Origin of the sequence: Weissella diestrammenae, from assembly GCF_014397255.1 — a bacterium.
Taxonomy (GTDB): Bacteria; Bacillota; Bacilli; order Lactobacillales; family Lactobacillaceae; genus Weissella; species Weissella diestrammenae.
In genome coordinates, this window is record NZ_CP060724.1 from 1,060,904 (window position 1) to 1,079,687 (window position 18,784).

Consider the following 18,784-nt stretch of genomic DNA (forward strand, 5'->3'; position numbering starts at 1 on the left):
TAAATGCAATATTTCATCTCAGATACACATTTTTTCCATGCCGAATTATTGACAAGCCAACATTTTTCACCGCGGCCATTCACTCACATTGAGGCAGAACATTTGGCGATGATGACGGCTTGGAATGAGCAAGTTAAACCAACCGATACCGTTTATCATTTGGGTGATATCGCATTATTGAATGGTATAAAGCCAGCTCGAAAAGGCTATCAAATGGTATTGGAATTATTGTATGCATTGAACGGCCATTTAATTTTTATTAAGGGTAATCATGACACGCGTGATTTGTTTAAATTTTTGTCTGTTCACAATCAAATATTGGCCGACGGTCAACCAAAATTTGTCTTTCATGATGTTGGTATCATTTTAAAGGCAAATCATCATCAGTTTTTTTTGACGCATTATCCGATATTGTTTGGCAAAACGCAATCAAGCATTAATTTACATGGCCATATTCATCATGCCAGTGTGCCAATTCAAGAGAATATTAACATTGGTGTCGATAGTGCAGATTTAGATTATTTGACAGCACTAGAGCGACCACCATTCGGCACACCGCTTAGTCTTAAAATGATTGAGAGAATTATTCAGCGTAAGCATGATGCGTTTGCTAAAATGCGCTAAGAATTGAATCAATCAAATGGCATCAATTGAATGTAGAAAGGGGATATTATGCGCGAACGAATTACAATTCTGCATACTAATGATTTACATTCTCATTTAGAACGGTGGCCTAAAATTAGACGTTACCTAACGAGCCAGCAAGCCAATTTACGGCGGGATAACGTATCTGTCTTAACGTTTGATATTGGGGACGCGATTGATCGTTATCACCCGTTAACTGAGGCCACAATGGGGCAAGCTAATGTCGCGTTGATGAATGAAGTCCACTATGATGCTGTGACGATTGGTAATAATGAGGGCTTAGGCATCCCACATGACGCGTTGAATCAGTTGTATGAGCAAGCAAATTTTCCAGTGATTGTGTCAAACATCATTGATGCACGAACACATCAAAGGCCAAGATGGGCATTGCCTTATAAAATTATAACGACTGCGGCAGGTACGCGCATTGGTATTATCGGGCTAACCGCCCCTTACCAGTTAACATACCCGTTACTTGATTGGCAACCAGTTGAGATTCAAACGGCATTACAAAATGTTTTACGTGATTTGGAAGGTCAGACTGATTTTAATATTCTATTATCGCATTTGGGCATTCTAGTTGATCGTCGAATTGCTGAAACGTGTTCAGCGATTCAAGTCATTTTAGGAGCGCATACACACCATCATTTACCACATGGTGAAAGACACGGTAATGCCATTTTAGCGGCTGCTGGTCGTTATGGTGAACATATTGGTAAAGTTGAATTAGTCGTTGAAAATGGGCAGTTGATGCAGTTACAAGCGCACACAATTAATACTGATGAATTACCAGCACAAAAGAATGATCAGACGGAAAGTCGAAGCTATGAAGTGAGTGGGGATGAGCAACTAGATAAAATTGTTGTGGGGACATCAGCGGTTAATTATCAACGAGAATTAGATGCGCCCAATCGTTTGATTGATTTAGGGTTAAAAGCGCTTGAAGCTCAGACACATACGGATATTGCGATGCTATCGACAGGATTATTTTTAACCGATTTGCCTGCTGGTCGAATTACCGCTAAAACAATTCATACGATGCTACCGCATGCGATTCATGCCATGCGAACGGTATTGTCTGGTGCCGACTTGAGGCGCTTGATGTTGGAAGTTAAGAAATCACGCCGTTTTCTTTTGGGTGAAAAAGTTAAAGGAATGGGCTTTCGAGGAAATCACTGGGGAGAAATAGTCTTTGATGGCATGACGATGGACGCCGATCAACAAGTTTACGTTCATAACGTGCCCATTGAGATGCAAAAGCAGTATGCTATCGGTAGTCTCGATCATTATTTACTCCTGCCTTATTTTCCAACCTTGGAAATAGCTGGTCAAAACGTCTTGTCGTATGATACAGTGTTTCGAGAGGACTTTGCCACGTATTTAAAGAAACAATTGAGATAAATTATTCAGAAAGGCGGTGAATTTGTGGATCGCGAAAGAATGAAAGAATTAGCTGAAGCTCAGACACTTGAACGGATGGCACAAACAACCATTGTGCATGGTAATAATGTGGACGATTTGATGATAAATGATCGTCAATATCGATTGGTTGCTAATTATCGAGATGCATATTCAGATGATCGGTTAGCAGCTCGTTTTAGTGAGTTTTTAGAAAAATATGATTATATCGTTGGCGATATTGCAGCAGATCAGCTACGTTTGCATGGCTTGTACGAAGAGGGAAAAACTGGGGTATCAAGAGCACTACAAATTGGTGCGCTACAAGATTATTTGTATGAAAATATCAATTTTGGGGCACCATATTTTGTATTAGAAAACTTGAATCCACATGTGATTGAAGAGATTGATGAACCGGCAATGCATAAGCCACGACGACGTGGTGGGCGAAAACATCAAAATCAGAGTAATAGTACCCATCAAAATCAGAGTGGGCCAGTCATAAAAGAACAAAAAAAAGAAGTGGCAAATCGACAGACAGTGCGTCAAAAGGCACAAGGTAAAGCAGTTACAAAGGGAAATAATCGTAAACGTCGATTCGAAATTCGGAATCGGGTTAGTGATGAGGGGTAATTTGATGTCAAAATATGCAGCATACTTTATTGATTTGGATGGCACCATTTATAAAGGCACAGAGAGTTTTCCAAGCGGCCAACGTTTTATTGCGTCATTAAAAGCAAAAAATACGGATTATTTGTTTGTTACTAATAATGCGACTAAAACGCCAGAAATGGTTGCTGCGTTTTTAACTGAACAGCATGGGATTGAAACAACGGTCGATCAAATTTATACATCAGCGATGGCAACGGCTGACTACGTGGCTAGTCTAGAAAATGTCCAAAAAGTCTTTGTTTTGGGTGAAGTCGGGCTTCATCAGGCATTGGCAGATAAGGGCTTTGAAATTGTGACAGCTGGGGATGCAGATGTTGCAGTTATTGGCTTGAATCGTGAATTGAAATATGAAGATTTAATGCAAGCAACGCTTGCAATTCAGCATGGTGCTAAATTTGTGGCGACCAATGTTGATACAAACCTTCCTAATGAGCGAGGGTTTATTCCCGGTGCCGGGTCAATTGTTGCGGCTATCCAAACCGCAACGCAGCAAGAACCGGTCATCATTGGGAAACCATATGCACCAATTATGTTGGGGGCGTTAGAACGAACTGGCTACAAAAAGGACGAAGTCATTATGGTGGGTGATAATTACCAAACTGATATTCGTGCAGGCTTAGAAATTGGCATGGATACCTTACTTGTTTATAGCGGTGTTTCAAAACGCAATCAAGTTGAGGCATTATCAAAACAACCAACCTATTCAGTTGATTCATTAGACGATTGGCAACTGTAGACCGTGTTAGATAAAAATAAAGTTAAGACATTTAACGTTTTTTAATGATAATGAGGGACTTCATATTAATTGAAGTCTTTTTTGTTACACGCTAAAGCCTCAAACAACAAGTTTATGAGGCATAATTATTGCAATGTAACAATAATCTTTACAAAGTTGTTATGGTCTCTTGTGAAAAAAAATAAGATAATAGAACATGGTGTTATAGTAGATGAATTTATGGAAACGGGCGACACTTCAAAAGCTGTTGGGTGGTTAACTGATGATGTTAAAAATCATTATTAATCCATGAGCGGTTTGAATTGATTGACAACGTTTGAGGAGACTTAGGAACATGAAACAAAAATGGTTATGGGGCACGGTAGCAGTTGCTGCTGTGGCGGCCATCACATATGCGTATCTCAATCATGATGGACAAAAATCAGTCAACATTAATGCGGTGGGATCGACGGCGTTGCAGCCAATGATTGAAGCCGCCGGTGAAGAATATCAGCGCGAAACACCAGGTGTGTTCGTGAATGTTCAAGGTGGGGGTTCTGGTACTGGTTTGGCGCAGGTTCAATCAGGTGCAGTTGACTTAGGAAATGCGGATATGTTTGCTGAAGAAAAGGCGGGCATTAAAGCAAAACAACTCGTTGACCATTGGGTAGCAGTTGTGGGAATTTCACCGATTGTGAATAAACAAGCAGGGATTAAAAATCTAACGTCACAACAGCTTAACGCTATTTTTACCAAGCAGGTGACAAATTGGCAGCAAGTTGGCGGTAAGAATTTACCCATTGTCTTGGTTAATCGTGTGGCAGGCTCAGGGACACGTGCTACATTTGAAAGGTACGGTTTGAATGGTAGTACGTCAGCAGATGGACAAGAACAGGATTCCTCAGGAACGGCACGTTCAATTGTTGCTTCAACTCCCGGTGCCATTTCCTATGTGGCATTTTCATATTTAGATGATGATGTGGTCACTGTACCAACACTGAATGATGTTAAACCATTAAATGCTAATGTCATTTCCGGCGCTTATCCAATTTGGTCATATGAGCATGTATATACCAAGGGTAAGCCGAGTGCCGATGTACAAAAGTTTTTAGATTATCTTCAATCAAATAAAATTCAAAAAACGGTTGTGCCGCGTCTTGGATATATTTCAATTCACGATATGCAAGTTCAGCGGAACGTTGCTGGTCAAATTTCAAAAGTTAAATAATGGGGAAAAAACATGGATGAGATTCGTGAAGCACTGACTAAAACTAGTGCTGCTACAAAAAAAGATCGTTTTGGGCGCATATTATCAATGTCAGCATTAGCATTGATTATTTTCGTCGTTATTTCAATTTTTTGGTTCGTTGCTTCAAAAGGGCTCGCAACCTTCTTTACTAATAAAGTTAATTTTTGGGACTTCTTAACAGGTAGTAAGTGGGCACCTGGACAACTTGATAAGGCAGGTCATCCATATGTTGGAGCTGCGCCAATGATCGTTGGTTCATTCTTGGTTACCTTGATTTCTGCTTTGATTGCGACCCCATTTGCGATTGGTACGGCCGTCTTTATGACCGAAATTTCACCTAAGCGTGGTGCAAAAATTCTCCAACCAGTGACGGAATTATTAGTTGGTATTCCTTCGGTTGTTTATGGATTTATTGGCTTAACGGTGGTTGTGCCAGTGATGCGTCAGCTCTTTGGCGGTTCTGGCTTCGGTATTTTAGCTGGTTCATTTGTCCTATTTGTAATGATTTTACCAACGGTCACGTCAATGACTGTTGATACATTGCGAGCTGTGCCAAAACATTATCGGGAATCCGCATTAGCTTTAGGTGCTACGCGTTGGCAAATGATTTATAAAGTGATTTTGCGTTCTGCTACGCCAGGTATTTTAACAGCCATCGTGTTTGGGATGGCCCGTGCCTTCGGAGAAGCTTTAGCCGTTCAAATGGTGGTCGGAAATGCGGCCTTAATGCCACATAATTTAACGTCACCGGCTGCGACATTGACATCAGTGTTAACCCAAGGAATTGGAAACACAGTAATGGGATCATTAGAAAACAACGCGTTATGGTCATTGGCCTTAATTCTATTGCTCATGTCATTAGTCTTTAACTTAGTCATCCGTGCAATTGGAAAGAAGGGGGCAATGTAGAATGTTAAATCCACGTCGTGCTGATAAAATTGCAACTGGTATTTTATATTTGATTGCTGGTTTTGTGATTTTAGTTTTGGTAGCCTTGCTGGGCTATATTCTCTTCCAAGGATTGCCACACTTATCTTGGCACTTTTTGACATCACCAGCGAAATCGTTCGTTGCAGGTGGGGGAATTGGTATTCAACTTTTCAATTCAATTTATTTGCTGTTGATTACGATGCTCATTTCATTTCCGATTGCTTTAGGTGCAGGTATCTATTTAAATGAATACGCATCAAAGAAATCACGGGTCATTGGGTTAATCCGAACAGCAATTGAAATCCTATCATCATTACCATCAGTTGTTGTTGGTTTGTTTGGTTTCTTATTGTTTGTTGTGCAATTTAAACTTGGTTTCTCATTGTTGTCAGGTGCCATTGCATTGACATTTTTCAATCTCCCACTCTTGACGCGTTCTGTTGAAGAATCTCTACGGACGATTCCTGACTTGCAACGTGAGGCGGGTTCAGCCTTAGGGTTATCACGCTGGGAGACAGTTGGACATATTATCTTGCCAGCAGCATTGCCTTCCATCGTCACTGGGGTTGTGCTGTCTGCAGGTCGTGTCTTTGGTGAAGCGGCTGCTTTGATTTATACGGCTGGTCAATCAGCACCAGCTTTGAATTTTGCTGATTGGAATCCATTTGATGTATCATCACCATTAAACTTGATGCGGCCAGCCGAGACGTTAGCTGTTCATATTTGGAAAATTAATTCGGAAGGGATTATGCCAGATGCCGCGGATGTATCAGCTGGTGCATCTGCAGTGTTAATTATTGCAGTATTAATCTTTAATTTTGCTGCTCGCTATATCTCTAAAGTACTGTTCCGGCACTTAACGTCAAGCAAGTAAGAGGATTGTAATCATGACAGAAAATAAACCATTGGTGTTTTCGGATGAAATGCCTGAACGCTATATTATGGAAATGAATACTGATAAGCATGAAATTGCATTATCAACTAAGGATTTAGAAGTTTATTATGGCGAAAAACGTGCCTTAAAGAATGCTGATTTAAAATTCGAACGGTTTAAAATCACGTCTTTGATTGGCGCTTCTGGTTCAGGTAAGTCGACCTTTCTTCGATCATTGAATCGCATGAATGACACAGTTGGGACGGTGAATGGGCAGATTATTTATCGCGGCTTGGACGTTAATTCGTCAAAGATTGACGTTTATGAAATGCGTAAGCATATTGGGATGGTCTTTCAACGGCCAAATCCGTTTGCCAAATCAATTGTTGAGAATATTACATTTGCGTTGAAACAACATGGTATTCGAGATAAAAATGTATTGGCTGAACGTGTTGAAACAAGTTTACGCCAAGCAGCACTGTGGGACGAAGTCAAAGATAATTTGGATAAGTCAGCCCTTTCATTATCAGGGGGACAACAACAACGGTTAGTGATTGCTCGAGCAATTGCCTTACAACCCGATATTTTGTTATTGGACGAACCATCATCAGCCCTTGACCCCATTTCATCAGCTAAGATTGAAGATACCTTATTGGAGCTGAAACAAAAATATACAATTATCATTGTGACGCATAATATGCAACAAGCTGCACGTGTCTCTGATTACACAGCATTTTTCCACATGGGTGAGGTTATCGAGTATGATTTAACGCGTAAGATATTTACACGGCCAAAAGTGCAACGAACGATTGATTATGTGAACGGAAACTTTGGATAGGGGTAGCGATAAATGACTGAAAAGCAATTAGTAACTGAAAATGTCCGCCTCTATTATGGGGAGAAAGAAGCCTTGCATGGTATTAATCTTGATTACGATCAGTTTGGTATTACTGCGTTGATTGGACCGTCTGGTTCTGGAAAGTCGACCTATCTGCGGGCGTTGAATCGCATGCATGATTTAACAGATTATGTCACTGTTACTGGTACTTTCTTATTAAACGGTGAAAATATGTATGCACCTACAATGGATACCGTTAACTTACGTAAGCGCATCGGCATGGTATTTCAGCAACCTAATCCTTTTCCATTTTCAATTTATGATAATGTGGCTTTCGGTTTAAGAACGGCTGGTGTGAAGGATAAGATGACCCTCGACGAACGGGTTGAAACCTCACTTAAAGGTGCTGCAATTTGGGATGAAGTTAAAGATGATTTACATAAATCAGCTTTGTCTCTGTCGGGTGGCCAACAACAGCGTGTGTCAATCGCACGCGCCTTGGCAACGTCACCAGAAATTTTGCTTTTGGATGAACCAACTTCAGCCCTAGATCCAGTTTCAGCTAATATGGTTGAGAATACGTTAATTCAATTGCGCGATCAATACACAATGATTATTGTGACTCATTCAATGTCACAAGCATCACGAATTTCGGATCGCACAGCTTTCTTCAATCAAGGCAATTTGATTGAAGTGGATGACACTAAAAAAATATTTTTGAATCCAACACAACAAATGACGCAAGATTACATTTCGGGTCGTTTTGGATAATAGTAAAAAAAATATGTAATGAAATAGGAGGAATGATGGTATGCGACGTTTATTTGATGAAGAATTAGCCGATTTAGATACATCATTTAAGGAAATGGGATTGTTGGTATCCGAGACAATTCAAAGGTCCGTGCAAGCCTTTTTAGACCATAATCGTCAAGGGGCACAAGAAATTATTGATGGCGATCAAGCCATTAATCAGCGTGAAATTGCCCTTGAAAAAAAGAGCTTTGAAATGATTGCACTTTACCAACCGGTCACGACTGATTTACGTGAAATTGTGACGATTCTAAAGGCGGTATCAGTTGTCGAACGAATTGGTGATAACGCACGAAATATTGCTTTGTCAACAATTCACGTTAAAGGTAATCAACGAGTGGCTGAGATTGAAAAGCAAATTGGTGAGACAGGTACCTTGGTCGCTAAAATGGTTGCCGATGTTTTGACATACTATATTAGTGATGACGCTATGGGTGCTAATTCAATGTCAAGTGTGTCACATCAAGTGGCAAAAGACACCCGTAGTATTCGTGACATGGCAATTGATGCGATGAAGGCTAATCCTGAAACTGTTGAAGCAGCTACAGATTATCTGGTCGTTGCCGGTTATTTAAAGCGGACATCTGACTATGTGACAGATATCGCTGAATGGATTATTTACAAGCGAACTGGTAAAATTGTTGAATTAAACCCAGGCACATCAAGCTTTATTTAAACAAATAAAAACGCAGCCTCAAACAATTAGCGCTAGAAGTGATAGTCACTTTCATAGTTTGTCATTGATTGATATGCTGCGTTTTTTTATTTAGTCGGAAATCGTAAAACGACGACGCAAATGTTGCGGTGTTTCAATTTCATCTAAGATACCTAATGCCATATTACCGGCCGTGACATGTGACTTGCCATCACGTCCAAAAATAATTGAGTCATCGGAAGTTTTGTAGGCACTGGCTGGCCCTGGAATAAAGTCTTGTTGTGGTGATACACCGGTCCAATTGACATCGGGCGTTGCACGCAAAATGTCGAGTTCAAGGACCCCATACCGAGGTTCGTCAATCCAGGCAGCATTATCGGGGACTTGTTTCAATCGATCAAACAGAATTTCGTTTGGATTAAGTTGCAGTGAGGCAGCCCCTAAAATGAAGATGATGCGTTTGGCTGATTGACGGAAAAGATGTAGTAAGTGGGTTAGGGCATCTAAGTTTAAGTAAGATGCTTGATGGTTTGCAAAGGCATTGACTACGACGTCAAAATTGGCTAAGTCATCTGATGTTAAGTCAAAAATATCTTTTGTGAGTAACTGTGTCGACGCGCCCAATATAGTCTGTGCTTTCTTGCCGTCACGGACAATTGCAGTAACGTCATGACCACGTTTGACTGCTTCAAGGTAAATGGCTTGGCCGGCCATGCCAGTTGTACCAATAATTGCGATTTTCATAGTTTTCCTCCTCATGATCAAATAGTTATATTGAGTTCTATATACTAATTGTAAGTCATTCGCTAGAATAATCATACTAAATAAATTGACGAACTGAGGTTAATCAAATTTATTAACCAAAAATGGTTGGTTGTCGTTTGATTAGATGTTAAGCTATTAGGATGATATAAAGGGGACGGTTTGTAATGAATGAACAATTAATTCTACATGGCTTGCAATTGATTTTGATAATTGCGATTTTTCTTTTAGGCGTGCTATTTGCTCATCAGATGTATGTTAACCGGATTAACATCAAAGAAAAGTTTGTGTCTGGATTCTTAATTGGGTTGATTACTGATTTTGGCGATACGATTGGAATTGGTAGCTTTGCGACAACAACGACCGCCTTTAAATTGACCGGACATATGGCTGATGATCGGCAACTGCCCGGGACGATGAATGCAGCGCATGCGATTCCGGTGATTGTCGAAGCATCATTCTTCTTGACCGCTGTCAAAGTCTCCCTCACCACATTAATTCCGATGACGTTGGCCGCCATGCTTGGTGCAGGTATTGGAACCAAAATCACTATGAATTGGAATGCTCGAATGATACAACGTGGCTTGTCGATTACATTAACAGTCGCTGCTATCGTTATGCTGGTCAACACACTAACGTCGCCTAATATTCCGGTTACGAGTCACGGTTTAGTCGGATGGCAGCTAGTAGTGGGTGTGATTTTCAATTTAGGGATCGGTATCTTAATGACTATTGGATTAGGGAACTATACACCTGAGTTGATATTCTTTGCATTGATGGGGGTCAATCCGCTTGTTGCATTTCCAGTGATGATGATGGATGCTGCCATGATTATGTTCGCTGCAACCATTAATTTCGTAAAAACAAAACGTGTCCAGTGGCAAGGATTATTTGGTATTGTGATTGGGGGCGTCGTAGGAGTTGTCATTGCAGCAACATTAGTTAAACATATTGATACAACGTTGCTACGATATGCAATCGTGGGGTTAGCATTGTGGACAGCATATAGTTTGTTTCGAGAATCAATACGACATTAATTTATAAATAAGAGCATCGATAGATATTATCGATGCTTTTTTATAATTTTTTCACAATATACGATTATGATCGTGGTATAAGAACAATCATCATGAAAACGGTTTCTAAAAATTCAACCAATTTTTCTAAGACTTATTATTTGAATTGATTTTTTGTAAGTGTTATATTTTTTGACGTAAAAGATAAATATTAACAAAATGTTAAGAAAATAAGATCTAAATGACGAAAGTATTTGATGGCTTGATACACAATTCAATGTTAACGCTAACAAGTCGATCGATTGGTATGGATTAGTGAAGATATTCACTTTTTGGAGGTACTTAAATGTTTAATTCAAATAATAATGATGAAAAAAGTATTACACGTTTCAAAATGTATAAGGATGGAAAGCGCTGGGTTGCTGCCGGTTTGACAGCAATTACCGTCGCTTTGGGTGGTACTGTGATGATGCAGATGCCATTAAATAGTATTAATGGGGGGGCGACGGTTTCAGCTGATGTTACCGGTTCCTCTTATACCTTTAAATCGGGGGTTAATGCTGGACAAACTATATCACAATTATCATTTGAATCAGACGTCATCAGTGCAGCGCAGGGCGTTAATGGTGTTGCGGATTTTAGTCAGACGAGTCTGTCAGCGTGGATGACAACTAATTCAAGTAGCGCTGGTTCACCGACTGTGATGGCTCAACTTGTTTATTTAGAGCAAATTATGGCTGATAATCATGTGACATCTGTTAATTTGCGGGGCGTATTTGCGGGCGTTTCTGATACTTATGTTAAAGCACAATTGTTTAATACGCTTTATTTAAATCTGTTATCAGGATTAACGTCAATTAATTTGTCTAACAATGGCCTCGACTATAAGCAGATCACATATGCCCAGGGTAGTGTCCAACCACCTAAAGACCAAATTGCAAGCCAGCAAGTTTCATTAGAATGGACAAGTGTTCATGATACGACGCCTAATGTGGCGTATGTGGCAGAATCAGGTTATGGAACTTCTGGTGTGACAACTTTAGGTGTTTACTTTACAAATGTTCTTTTTCATGTGGCTAATGTCGATAATCATGCTGATAGTTATGCAGATGCTGCAAGTAGCTCAGCTATCGCATCAAGTCAAGCTGCTAGTGAGACTAGTAGCTCGGCCCAAGTGGCTTCAGAGGCCGCTAGTGTTACAAATAGCTTGGCAGAGCGTTTACCCGATAATAGTTTGATTAGTTCTGCTGCAAGTACTGCTAGTAGTGCCGCTTCAGAGGCCGCAAGCGCTCAATCGGCGGTTAATTCAATTCATGCTGACATTATCAGTGCCGCTAGCGTAGCAAGTAGTGCGGCTAGTGTAGCAAGCAGTGCCGCTAGCCAGGCCAATTCTGCAATTGATGCTGCCAATAGCGCCTATGATGTTTTATCAAGTGCGACAGCCTCATATAATTCGGCTGCGACAGCTAATAATTCAGCTGCAATGAGTACAGCAAAGAGCGTTATGGACGCGGCAACATCACTAGCTAATGGCTTAGTCTCTGCGGCTAATAGTGTCGCCAGCATTGCTGATGTTAATACGAGTTTAGCGTCTTCCGCTGCAGATGATGCAAGTCGGGCAACTTCTCATTTAGATGTTCTAGTTAGTCTTGCTTCTTCAGCAGCAGAGACTGCTAACTCGGCTGCAAGTGTGGCAGCGTTAGAAGCAGTTAAAAAAGACTTAGAAAATGCGATTACGAATTACAATACTACCACCGCCCCATATTCACAAGAAGCAGGGGTAAGTGAGGCCAAGACAAGCTTAGAAACTGCCGTTTCTAATGCGCAAAGGATCTTAGCGGATGAAAATGCGACGCAAAGTGCCTTCGATGCCGCAAAACAAGCTGTTGATGAGGCCCAAACGACCTTGAATACGTTGGTGGCGAGTCAAGTCGCACCACGTGAAGCGGCCAATAGTGCTGCCGCTGCGGTCGTAGTTCCCGCGAATGTCGCAGATGATGCGACGGTGCAAGCTGCCAAGACGGCGTTGGATAACGCCGTGAATGCGGCTGCTGACAACGGAACAACCCAAGCAATTAATGATGCCATCGCTAACTTACAAGCCGCAATTACAACGGCTGATGATGAAGCTGATGAATCAAAGACGGCCTTAGAAGGTAGCCTTGATGCCGTTAATTCAGACACTGCGCCATATTCACAAGAAGCAGGGGTAAGTGAGGCCCAAACGACCTTGAATACGTTGGTTGCGAGTCAAGTCGCACCACGTGAAGCGGCCAATAGTGCCGCCGCTACGGTCCTCGTACCAGCAAATGTCGCAGATGATGCGACAGTGCAAGCTGCCAAGACGGCGTTGGATAACGCCGTGAGTGCCGCGGCTGCTGACAACGGGACAACGCAAGCGATTAATGACGCTATCACTAACTTACAAGCTGCAATTATTAATGGACAAGGGACAAAGGCTGCTGATGATGCCCAAAATGCTAATAGCAATGCAAATCAGGCTTCGTCTTCTGCTCAAGAAGCGAGTCAAGCTGCCTCAAATGCAGAGAGTTCAGCTAACGCTGCCGATTCTTATGCGAGTGCCGCTAGTTCATCTGCGAGTGAGGCTAGTTCGTCTGCTAGCGAAGCGACATCAATTGCGACAGACCATCCAACAAATTCAACAGTGAATTCAGCTGCGAGTGTCGCTGATTCGGCTACAGATATTGCAAGTGAAGCCGCATCGGTTGCCTCAAGTGCGTCAAGTACGGCGTCAAGTACAGCTTCAGTTGCCTCAAGTGCCGCTGACATTGCAAGCTCTGCCGCATCAGTTGCTTCAAGCGCCGCTGACGTTGCAAGTTCCGCTGCTGCGGCAGCTTCTAGTGCTGTTATCGCTGATAATAGTTCTGCTGCGTCAAGTGCAAGTAGTTTAGCAAGTAGTGCTGCGAGCGTCGCCTCAAGTGCTGCAAGTGTTGCAGATTCAGCTAATTCAGTTGCTTCAAGCGCTGCAAATCAAGGAAGTGTAGCGACTGATGTTGCTTCTTCTGCTGCAAGTGTTGCCTCAAGCGCTGCGGTTGTCGCATCAGAGGCTAACTCTAATGCTTCATCAGCAGCAAACGCTGAAACGGTAGCGATTGATGACGCCACGCAATATGCATCAACTGCAAGTAGTGCGGCACAAGAAGCCGATATAGCTAGCAATAATGCCGCATCTTATGCGTCAGAAGCAACTAGCGATGCAAATCAAGCAGCAAGTTCAACGAGTGAGGCCAGTCAATTAACGACTGAGACTGTATCAATAGCAGACGAGATCGCTGCATTAGCAAGTTCAAACCCTGATAATGCGGTAATTAGTGCTGCTGCTAACGCTGCAAGTTCAGCCGCAAGTGTTGCTGAATCGGCTGCAAGTGTCGCAAATTCTGCGGCCTCAGTTGCAGCCAGTGCCGCAGTCGTTGCCAATAATGCTGCGAGTGAGGCAAGTTCAGCTGCGAGTGCCGCAATTGAGGCCGCACAAACAGGTGATACGTCATTGGCGGATCAATTGAATAATACAGCCAGTGTTGCGGCTGAAACAGCTGTTAGTGCTGCTACGGATGCCAAGAATGCGGAATCGGTTGCTTCAAGTGCTGCTGACGTGGCCCATAGTGTGGCTGAAATCGCTGCGAGTGCTGCTGCGGTGATTGAACAAGCTAATTATGACGTGCGGGTAGCCGCTGAAGTCGCTAATCGTGCGAACGAAGCGAGCCAAAAGTCAGAAATCAATGATTCTAGTGATATCACTGATTCTGGTGTGACAAGTTTAAGCGTCGCTAATAATTTGCAGGAAAGCACAGCCTTGGTGGATACTAGTGTACAAAGCAGTAGTGACAATCAAACGACTGTTGCCCCTTCAGGTGTGACCAATCAGGTGCTTAATGCTGCAAAGGATGAAATTGTTGATTCCCTTGATGGCACTGACAGCCAAATTAAAAAATCACTGAATAATATGCATTTGCAGGGTTCACGAGCTGTGAGTGCTTCTGCATTAGAAATTGCGTTAGCAACCCTACTTGCGACGTTATTGCTTTTGGTGATTAAGCGGCGCCGAGAGACGGAACGCACGAATCGTTTTGACGAAAAATAATTGTCAAATGTTAAGATAAGTTGAGATAAAAATCAAAACAACATTGTTTGTTTTGATTTTTTTGGTTCCTAAAAAAATTCAATAACGTCACGGCAGATAATTAGCCATTCTTTAATATTGTATAAAGGAATTTCATATATCTATAAAGGTTAATCGATTTCAATGGGAATGCTGATTTAGCGTGTTACATTAGAATTAATTATTCGAGATATAAGGAGTTTGAACGTGTGTCTTACACGTTTCAGTGACGTTAAATGACCCAAATTGGACATATTATCATTGGACTTATTGTTGTTGCAGCGGCCGTCTATCTGTTTGTTTTTGTGTCACAACGTCTAACGGCGCGTAAAGTTGCTAAGTTGATGGTGCGTCGTCAAGAATTAAAAGATATTCCGATGCGAGATCGATTGGTTAATGGTCGAAAGATGAGCTTGACTGGTAAATCACTTAAACAATTTCAAAATCTAGAGGCAATTTATAGTCAATTAGAAGCGAAAGGCTTTGATAATGTTGAGGAGCAAGCAAACAAAGTTTTGTTTGAATCTCAAGGTATCAACTTTGTCAAAGCTAACCAGGCTTTTAAACAGCTGAAACAAGATATTGATTTGTTAGCAAAAGATATTGATACAGTAATGCAGGGCTTAAATGATTTAGAGCAATTAGACCATGCTCACAAGACGGCGGTAACGGAATTAGAAGAAAAATACAAGGCCTTGCGCAAGGTTTTGCTAGCACAGAGTTTTTCATTTGGAAATGCTTTGGATAAGTTGGAAGAAGTGTTGGGTAGCCTTGAGGATGATTTTGCAGAATTTGCACGATTAACAGAGGTTGGGGATCATGCATCAGCAGCTGATATTTATGAAACTTTAGCCATGGAAACGAATCAACTAGAAGAGCGCATTGCACAGATTCCGGACCTTTATACTGAAATTGATGAGAAAATTCCAGCCCAACAGCAAGAATTGCAGGCAACATATGATCAAATGACAACGGCTGGTTTTCGATTTGTGGAAGACTTTGTGCCAACAGCTTTGGCTGACATTGAAAAACAACGGCAATTCACATTGGACTTATTACAAGAATTAACGTTGAAAAAAGTGAATGATCAATTAAGCGCGATGCATAAGCAAATTGATTATATCTATGACACGTTTGAAAAAGAGTATCAGGCCTCAGTGGATGTCCAAGAAAAAGTTGATGAATTGCGTGAATATCTCACTCATACCCAGAAACAAAATCATGATTTAATAATTGAATTGGATCGCTTGACCCAGGATTATATCTTGAATAAAGATGAGAATGGGACAGTTAAAAATTGGGAAATGATGTTGTTTAGTGTTGAAAAACATTTGGATGAAATCCAATTGGGTATTACAAATCACGCGGTTGTTTTTACGACTTTAGGAACGTCTTTGCTTGAAGACCATGCCCGATTAGGTATGGTTGAAAAAGAACAGATGGCTATGTGGCAATCATTGCAGGATTTACCGGGCATTGTAAAAGCCTCTCAAAACAAAGTTGAATTATTTGTTGAAGGCGTTCGTGCCATTCAACGCCAGGTGGAACGTCAAGGATTACCCGGCATTCCAGAAAGATATTTGGTCTTCTTTAATCAAGTGACTGATATGTTAAGCAAATTGGAGCAGCAATTACATGCAGCACGGGTGGATGTTGATGATATGCAACGCCAGGTAAGTATTGTGGGTTCTGATTTAGATAACTTACAGTCAGAGACAAATCAAATGATCGAGGCGGCTGCGTTGACTGGACGATTAGTTCGCAAAGCAAACCAATTGCGTCAATATCCTGAAGTCATGACGGCAGTGCAACAGGCACAGCAGTTGTATAACGAAGCTTATAATTATGAGCAAGCGGTGAATGTATTAGGTGTTGCGATTGATCGCATTGAGCCAAACACAACGGCGACCTTACAACAACAATATCAACAAGAAATGGCAAATGCTGATCAACAGTTCCAATTGTAAACTATCAGAATCATTGAAATTGATGTCCTGCAAGTGATAAGCTTGCAGGATTTTTTTTGATAATATCTAACTGGTAAGCCCTTAAGAATGAATGAGGTGGTAATCTAGAATTGAAAATCAAGTTGGAGGTATCAAAATTAATCGAGTGGCACTAGTTTGTGTGATATTGGATTAACAAATGGCAAAATAGCAAGCAAGTGATTGATACTGATTCATGACGGATGCAAAAGCAAAAAATTGTTAAAAACTGATGCAAATATCTGAGAACATGATACAATGAATACATCTTAGTCAGTGATATAGTAACTAGCGTATAGGGTCAATCAGAAACATGGTGGTCGATGTGAACCATGCCCTCACGAATGTGAAGTACAGTCACAAGAAATTTTATGACAACGTGTAATCCGACGTTACCGGATACTGAGTGGCGACGAATGGTCGCAATTTAGGTGGTACCGTGCATTAAAAAAGCACCCTAATTGAGAAATTGGGGTGCTTTTAATTTTTAGGAGGAAAATATGACTAGCGACGTATTAAATGAATTAGCTTGGCGTGGTGCCATTAATCAGCAAACCGATCCAGAAGGCTTGCAATCTTTGATTATTAAGGAACAAATTGGGGCTTATGTTGGGATTGACCCAACTGGAGATTCAATGCATATTGGGCACTTGATTCCCTTTATGATTTTAAAGCGGTTCCAATTAGCAGGTGTTCGTCCAGTGATTCTAATCGGTGGGGCAACCGGTTCAATCGGTGATCCATCTGGGAAAAAGCAAGAACGACAACTATTGAACCAAGCTGATGTTGAGCAAAATGTTGCTAAAATCACACAACAAATGGAAAAACTCTTTGGCAAAGATGGTTTTACAGTAACGAATAACAATAATTGGTTGGGCAACTTGTCATTGGTTAGCTTTTTACGTGATTATGGCAAGTTCTTTCCAATTAACGTGATGTTAGCAAAAGACGTTGTTGCGTCACGTTTGGAAGCAGGTATTTCGTTTACTGAATTTACGTATCAAATTTTGCAAGCGATTGATTTTCATCATTTGTGGAAAAATGAACATGTTCGCCTCCAAATTGGTGGTTCAGACCAATGGGGAAATATTACTGGCGGAATTGATTTAATTCATAAGTTAGAAGGTAGCGAGGCCCCTGCATTTGGGTTGACAGTGCCTTTGTTATTGAAAGCCGATGGCACTAAGTTTGGTAAAACCGAAGGCGGGGCGGTCTGGCTCGATCCAAAAAAGACCACGCCTTTTGAGTTCTATCAATTTTGGCTAAATACTGCTGATAATGATGTTGAGAAGATGTTGAAATACTTTACATTTTTAACGCAAACTGAAATTGCTGAATTGATGCAGTCTGTTCAGAATGACGCGGCTGCGCGTCGCGCACAAACGCGTCTCGCAGAAGAAGTGACACGCTTTGTTCATGGTGAACAGGCGGTTAAAACCGCACAATTGGTTTCCTCAGTGCTCTTTGGAAACGGTGATGTTGCTCAGTTGTCGACGGATGACGTACGGGCTTTAGCGGGAAATGTCCCAACTTTTACATTTGATGGTCAAGTAATTGGGTTATTAGACTTGATTGTTAAAGCTGGGCTTGAAAGTTCAAAAACTGCAGCGCGTAAATCAGTAAAAGATGGTGCAATTCGAATTAATGGGGAACAAATCAAAGATGTTGAAGCTGTGATTGACCCTAGTCAAAAGTTTGATGGACAATATGTTATTGTTAAGCGCGGTAAAAAGAAATGGGCGGTTGGGGTTTTAAACCAAGACATGATTTTCTTTAGTTAATTTTATTTATAAAGCATACGTGATTACGTATGTTTTTTTGTTGTTTTATATATAAGGTTGGGATTTAAAAAATTAAAACTTATATCAATTTAAATTTAAATAAAGGGTTGAGATATGGTGTTGATTTTAATGTAAATATTAGTTGTACAATTTAGACAAAAAACTGAGATTGGTTCGGAAATTTGTATCATTGACGTTAATACCATAAATGTAAGAAATATATATCATTTATAATGAACATGATTTAATATATAATTTAAATTACTTAGTATTAATATGTATATATATTAAACAATATTAAATTTATCGCAAACTGATTATAAAAAATTGGAGA

General features: G+C 40.9%; 15 protein-coding genes. 14 read left to right on the top strand and 1 reads right to left on the bottom strand.

Translation table 11 applies throughout. The features are described from left to right. Positions 1-3: 3 nt before the first annotated feature. The 10 genes from H9L19_RS05205 (at position 4) to phoU (ending at position 8,807) form a co-directional block, all read left to right on the top strand. Positions 4-624: a metallophosphoesterase family protein gene (locus H9L19_RS05205; RefSeq protein ID WP_187528641.1), complete on the top strand. Its 621-nt coding sequence runs from the start codon at positions 4-6 to the stop codon at positions 622-624. Positions 625-672: 48 nt separating this feature from the next. After that, positions 673-2,046, top strand: coding sequence for a bifunctional metallophosphatase/5'-nucleotidase (locus H9L19_RS05210; RefSeq protein ID WP_187528642.1), 1,374 nt, complete (start codon positions 673-675; stop codon positions 2,044-2,046). Between the two features lie 24 nt (positions 2,047-2,070). Then, entirely contained in the window at positions 2,071-2,676 is a 606-nt protein-coding gene (locus tag H9L19_RS05215; protein WP_187528643.1) for a YutD family protein, read from the top strand. Positions 2,677-2,680: 4 nt separating this feature from the next. Then, complete coding sequence (locus tag H9L19_RS05220) at positions 2,681-3,451, top strand: TIGR01457 family HAD-type hydrolase (protein ID WP_187528644.1); 771 nt, start codon at positions 2,681-2,683, stop codon at positions 3,449-3,451. A 334-nt stretch (positions 3,452-3,785) separates the two neighbouring features. Then, entirely contained in the window at positions 3,786-4,658 is an 873-nt protein-coding gene (locus H9L19_RS05225) for a phosphate ABC transporter substrate-binding protein PstS family protein (protein WP_187528645.1), read from the top strand. Positions 4,659-4,670: 12 nt separating this feature from the next. Further along, positions 4,671-5,588, top strand: a complete 918-nt coding sequence (pstC, locus tag H9L19_RS05230; protein ID WP_187528646.1) for a phosphate ABC transporter permease subunit PstC — start codon at positions 4,671-4,673, stop codon at positions 5,586-5,588. A gap of 1 nt (position 5,589) precedes the next feature. Next, entirely contained in the window at positions 5,590-6,483 is an 894-nt protein-coding gene (gene pstA / locus H9L19_RS05235; RefSeq protein ID WP_187528647.1) for a phosphate ABC transporter permease PstA, read from the top strand. Between the two features lie 13 nt (positions 6,484-6,496). Then, positions 6,497-7,321 (top strand): phosphate ABC transporter ATP-binding protein PstB, encoded by an 825-nt coding sequence (gene pstB, locus H9L19_RS05240; RefSeq protein WP_187528648.1) that lies wholly within the window; start codon positions 6,497-6,499, stop codon positions 7,319-7,321. 12 nt (positions 7,322-7,333) lie between these two features. Beyond that, positions 7,334-8,092 carry a phosphate ABC transporter ATP-binding protein PstB gene (gene pstB / locus H9L19_RS05245; RefSeq protein WP_187528649.1) on the top strand — a complete coding sequence of 253 codons (759 nt, stop codon included), beginning with the start codon at positions 7,334-7,336 and terminating at the stop codon, positions 8,090-8,092. A gap of 40 nt (positions 8,093-8,132) precedes the next feature. Next, positions 8,133-8,807: a phosphate signaling complex protein PhoU gene (gene phoU, locus H9L19_RS05250; protein WP_187528650.1), complete on the top strand. Its 675-nt coding sequence runs from the start codon at positions 8,133-8,135 to the stop codon at positions 8,805-8,807. Between the two features lie 90 nt (positions 8,808-8,897). On the opposite strand, the gene H9L19_RS05255 is transcribed toward phoU, so the two are convergent. Continuing rightward, complete coding sequence (locus tag H9L19_RS05255) at positions 8,898-9,530, bottom strand: NAD(P)H-binding protein (RefSeq protein WP_187528651.1); 633 nt, start codon at positions 9,528-9,530, stop codon at positions 8,898-8,900. Positions 9,531-9,715: 185 nt separating this feature from the next. Here H9L19_RS05255 and H9L19_RS05260 point away from each other — a divergent pair, with 185 nt between their 5' ends. The 4 genes from H9L19_RS05260 (at position 9,716) to tyrS (ending at position 18,450) form a co-directional block, all read left to right on the top strand. Beyond that, the gene (locus H9L19_RS05260; RefSeq protein ID WP_187528652.1) at positions 9,716-10,585 is read left to right on the top strand and encodes a sulfite exporter TauE/SafE family protein; all 870 of its coding nucleotides are present in this window, start codon (positions 9,716-9,718) and stop codon (positions 10,583-10,585) included. 325 nt (positions 10,586-10,910) lie between these two features. Continuing rightward, a complete protein-coding gene (locus H9L19_RS05265; protein ID WP_187528653.1) occupies positions 10,911-14,666 on the top strand; it encodes a KxYKxGKxW signal peptide domain-containing protein in 3,756 nt (1,251 codons plus the stop codon). A 254-nt stretch (positions 14,667-14,920) separates the two neighbouring features. Next, positions 14,921-16,651: a septation ring formation regulator EzrA gene (locus H9L19_RS05270; protein ID WP_187528654.1), complete on the top strand. Its 1,731-nt coding sequence runs from the start codon at positions 14,921-14,923 to the stop codon at positions 16,649-16,651. A 518-nt stretch (positions 16,652-17,169) separates the two neighbouring features. Beyond that, positions 17,170-18,450, top strand: a complete 1,281-nt coding sequence (tyrS, locus tag H9L19_RS05275; protein WP_187528655.1) for a tyrosine--tRNA ligase — start codon at positions 17,170-17,172, stop codon at positions 18,448-18,450. The last annotated feature ends 334 nt before the right edge of the window (positions 18,451-18,784 follow it).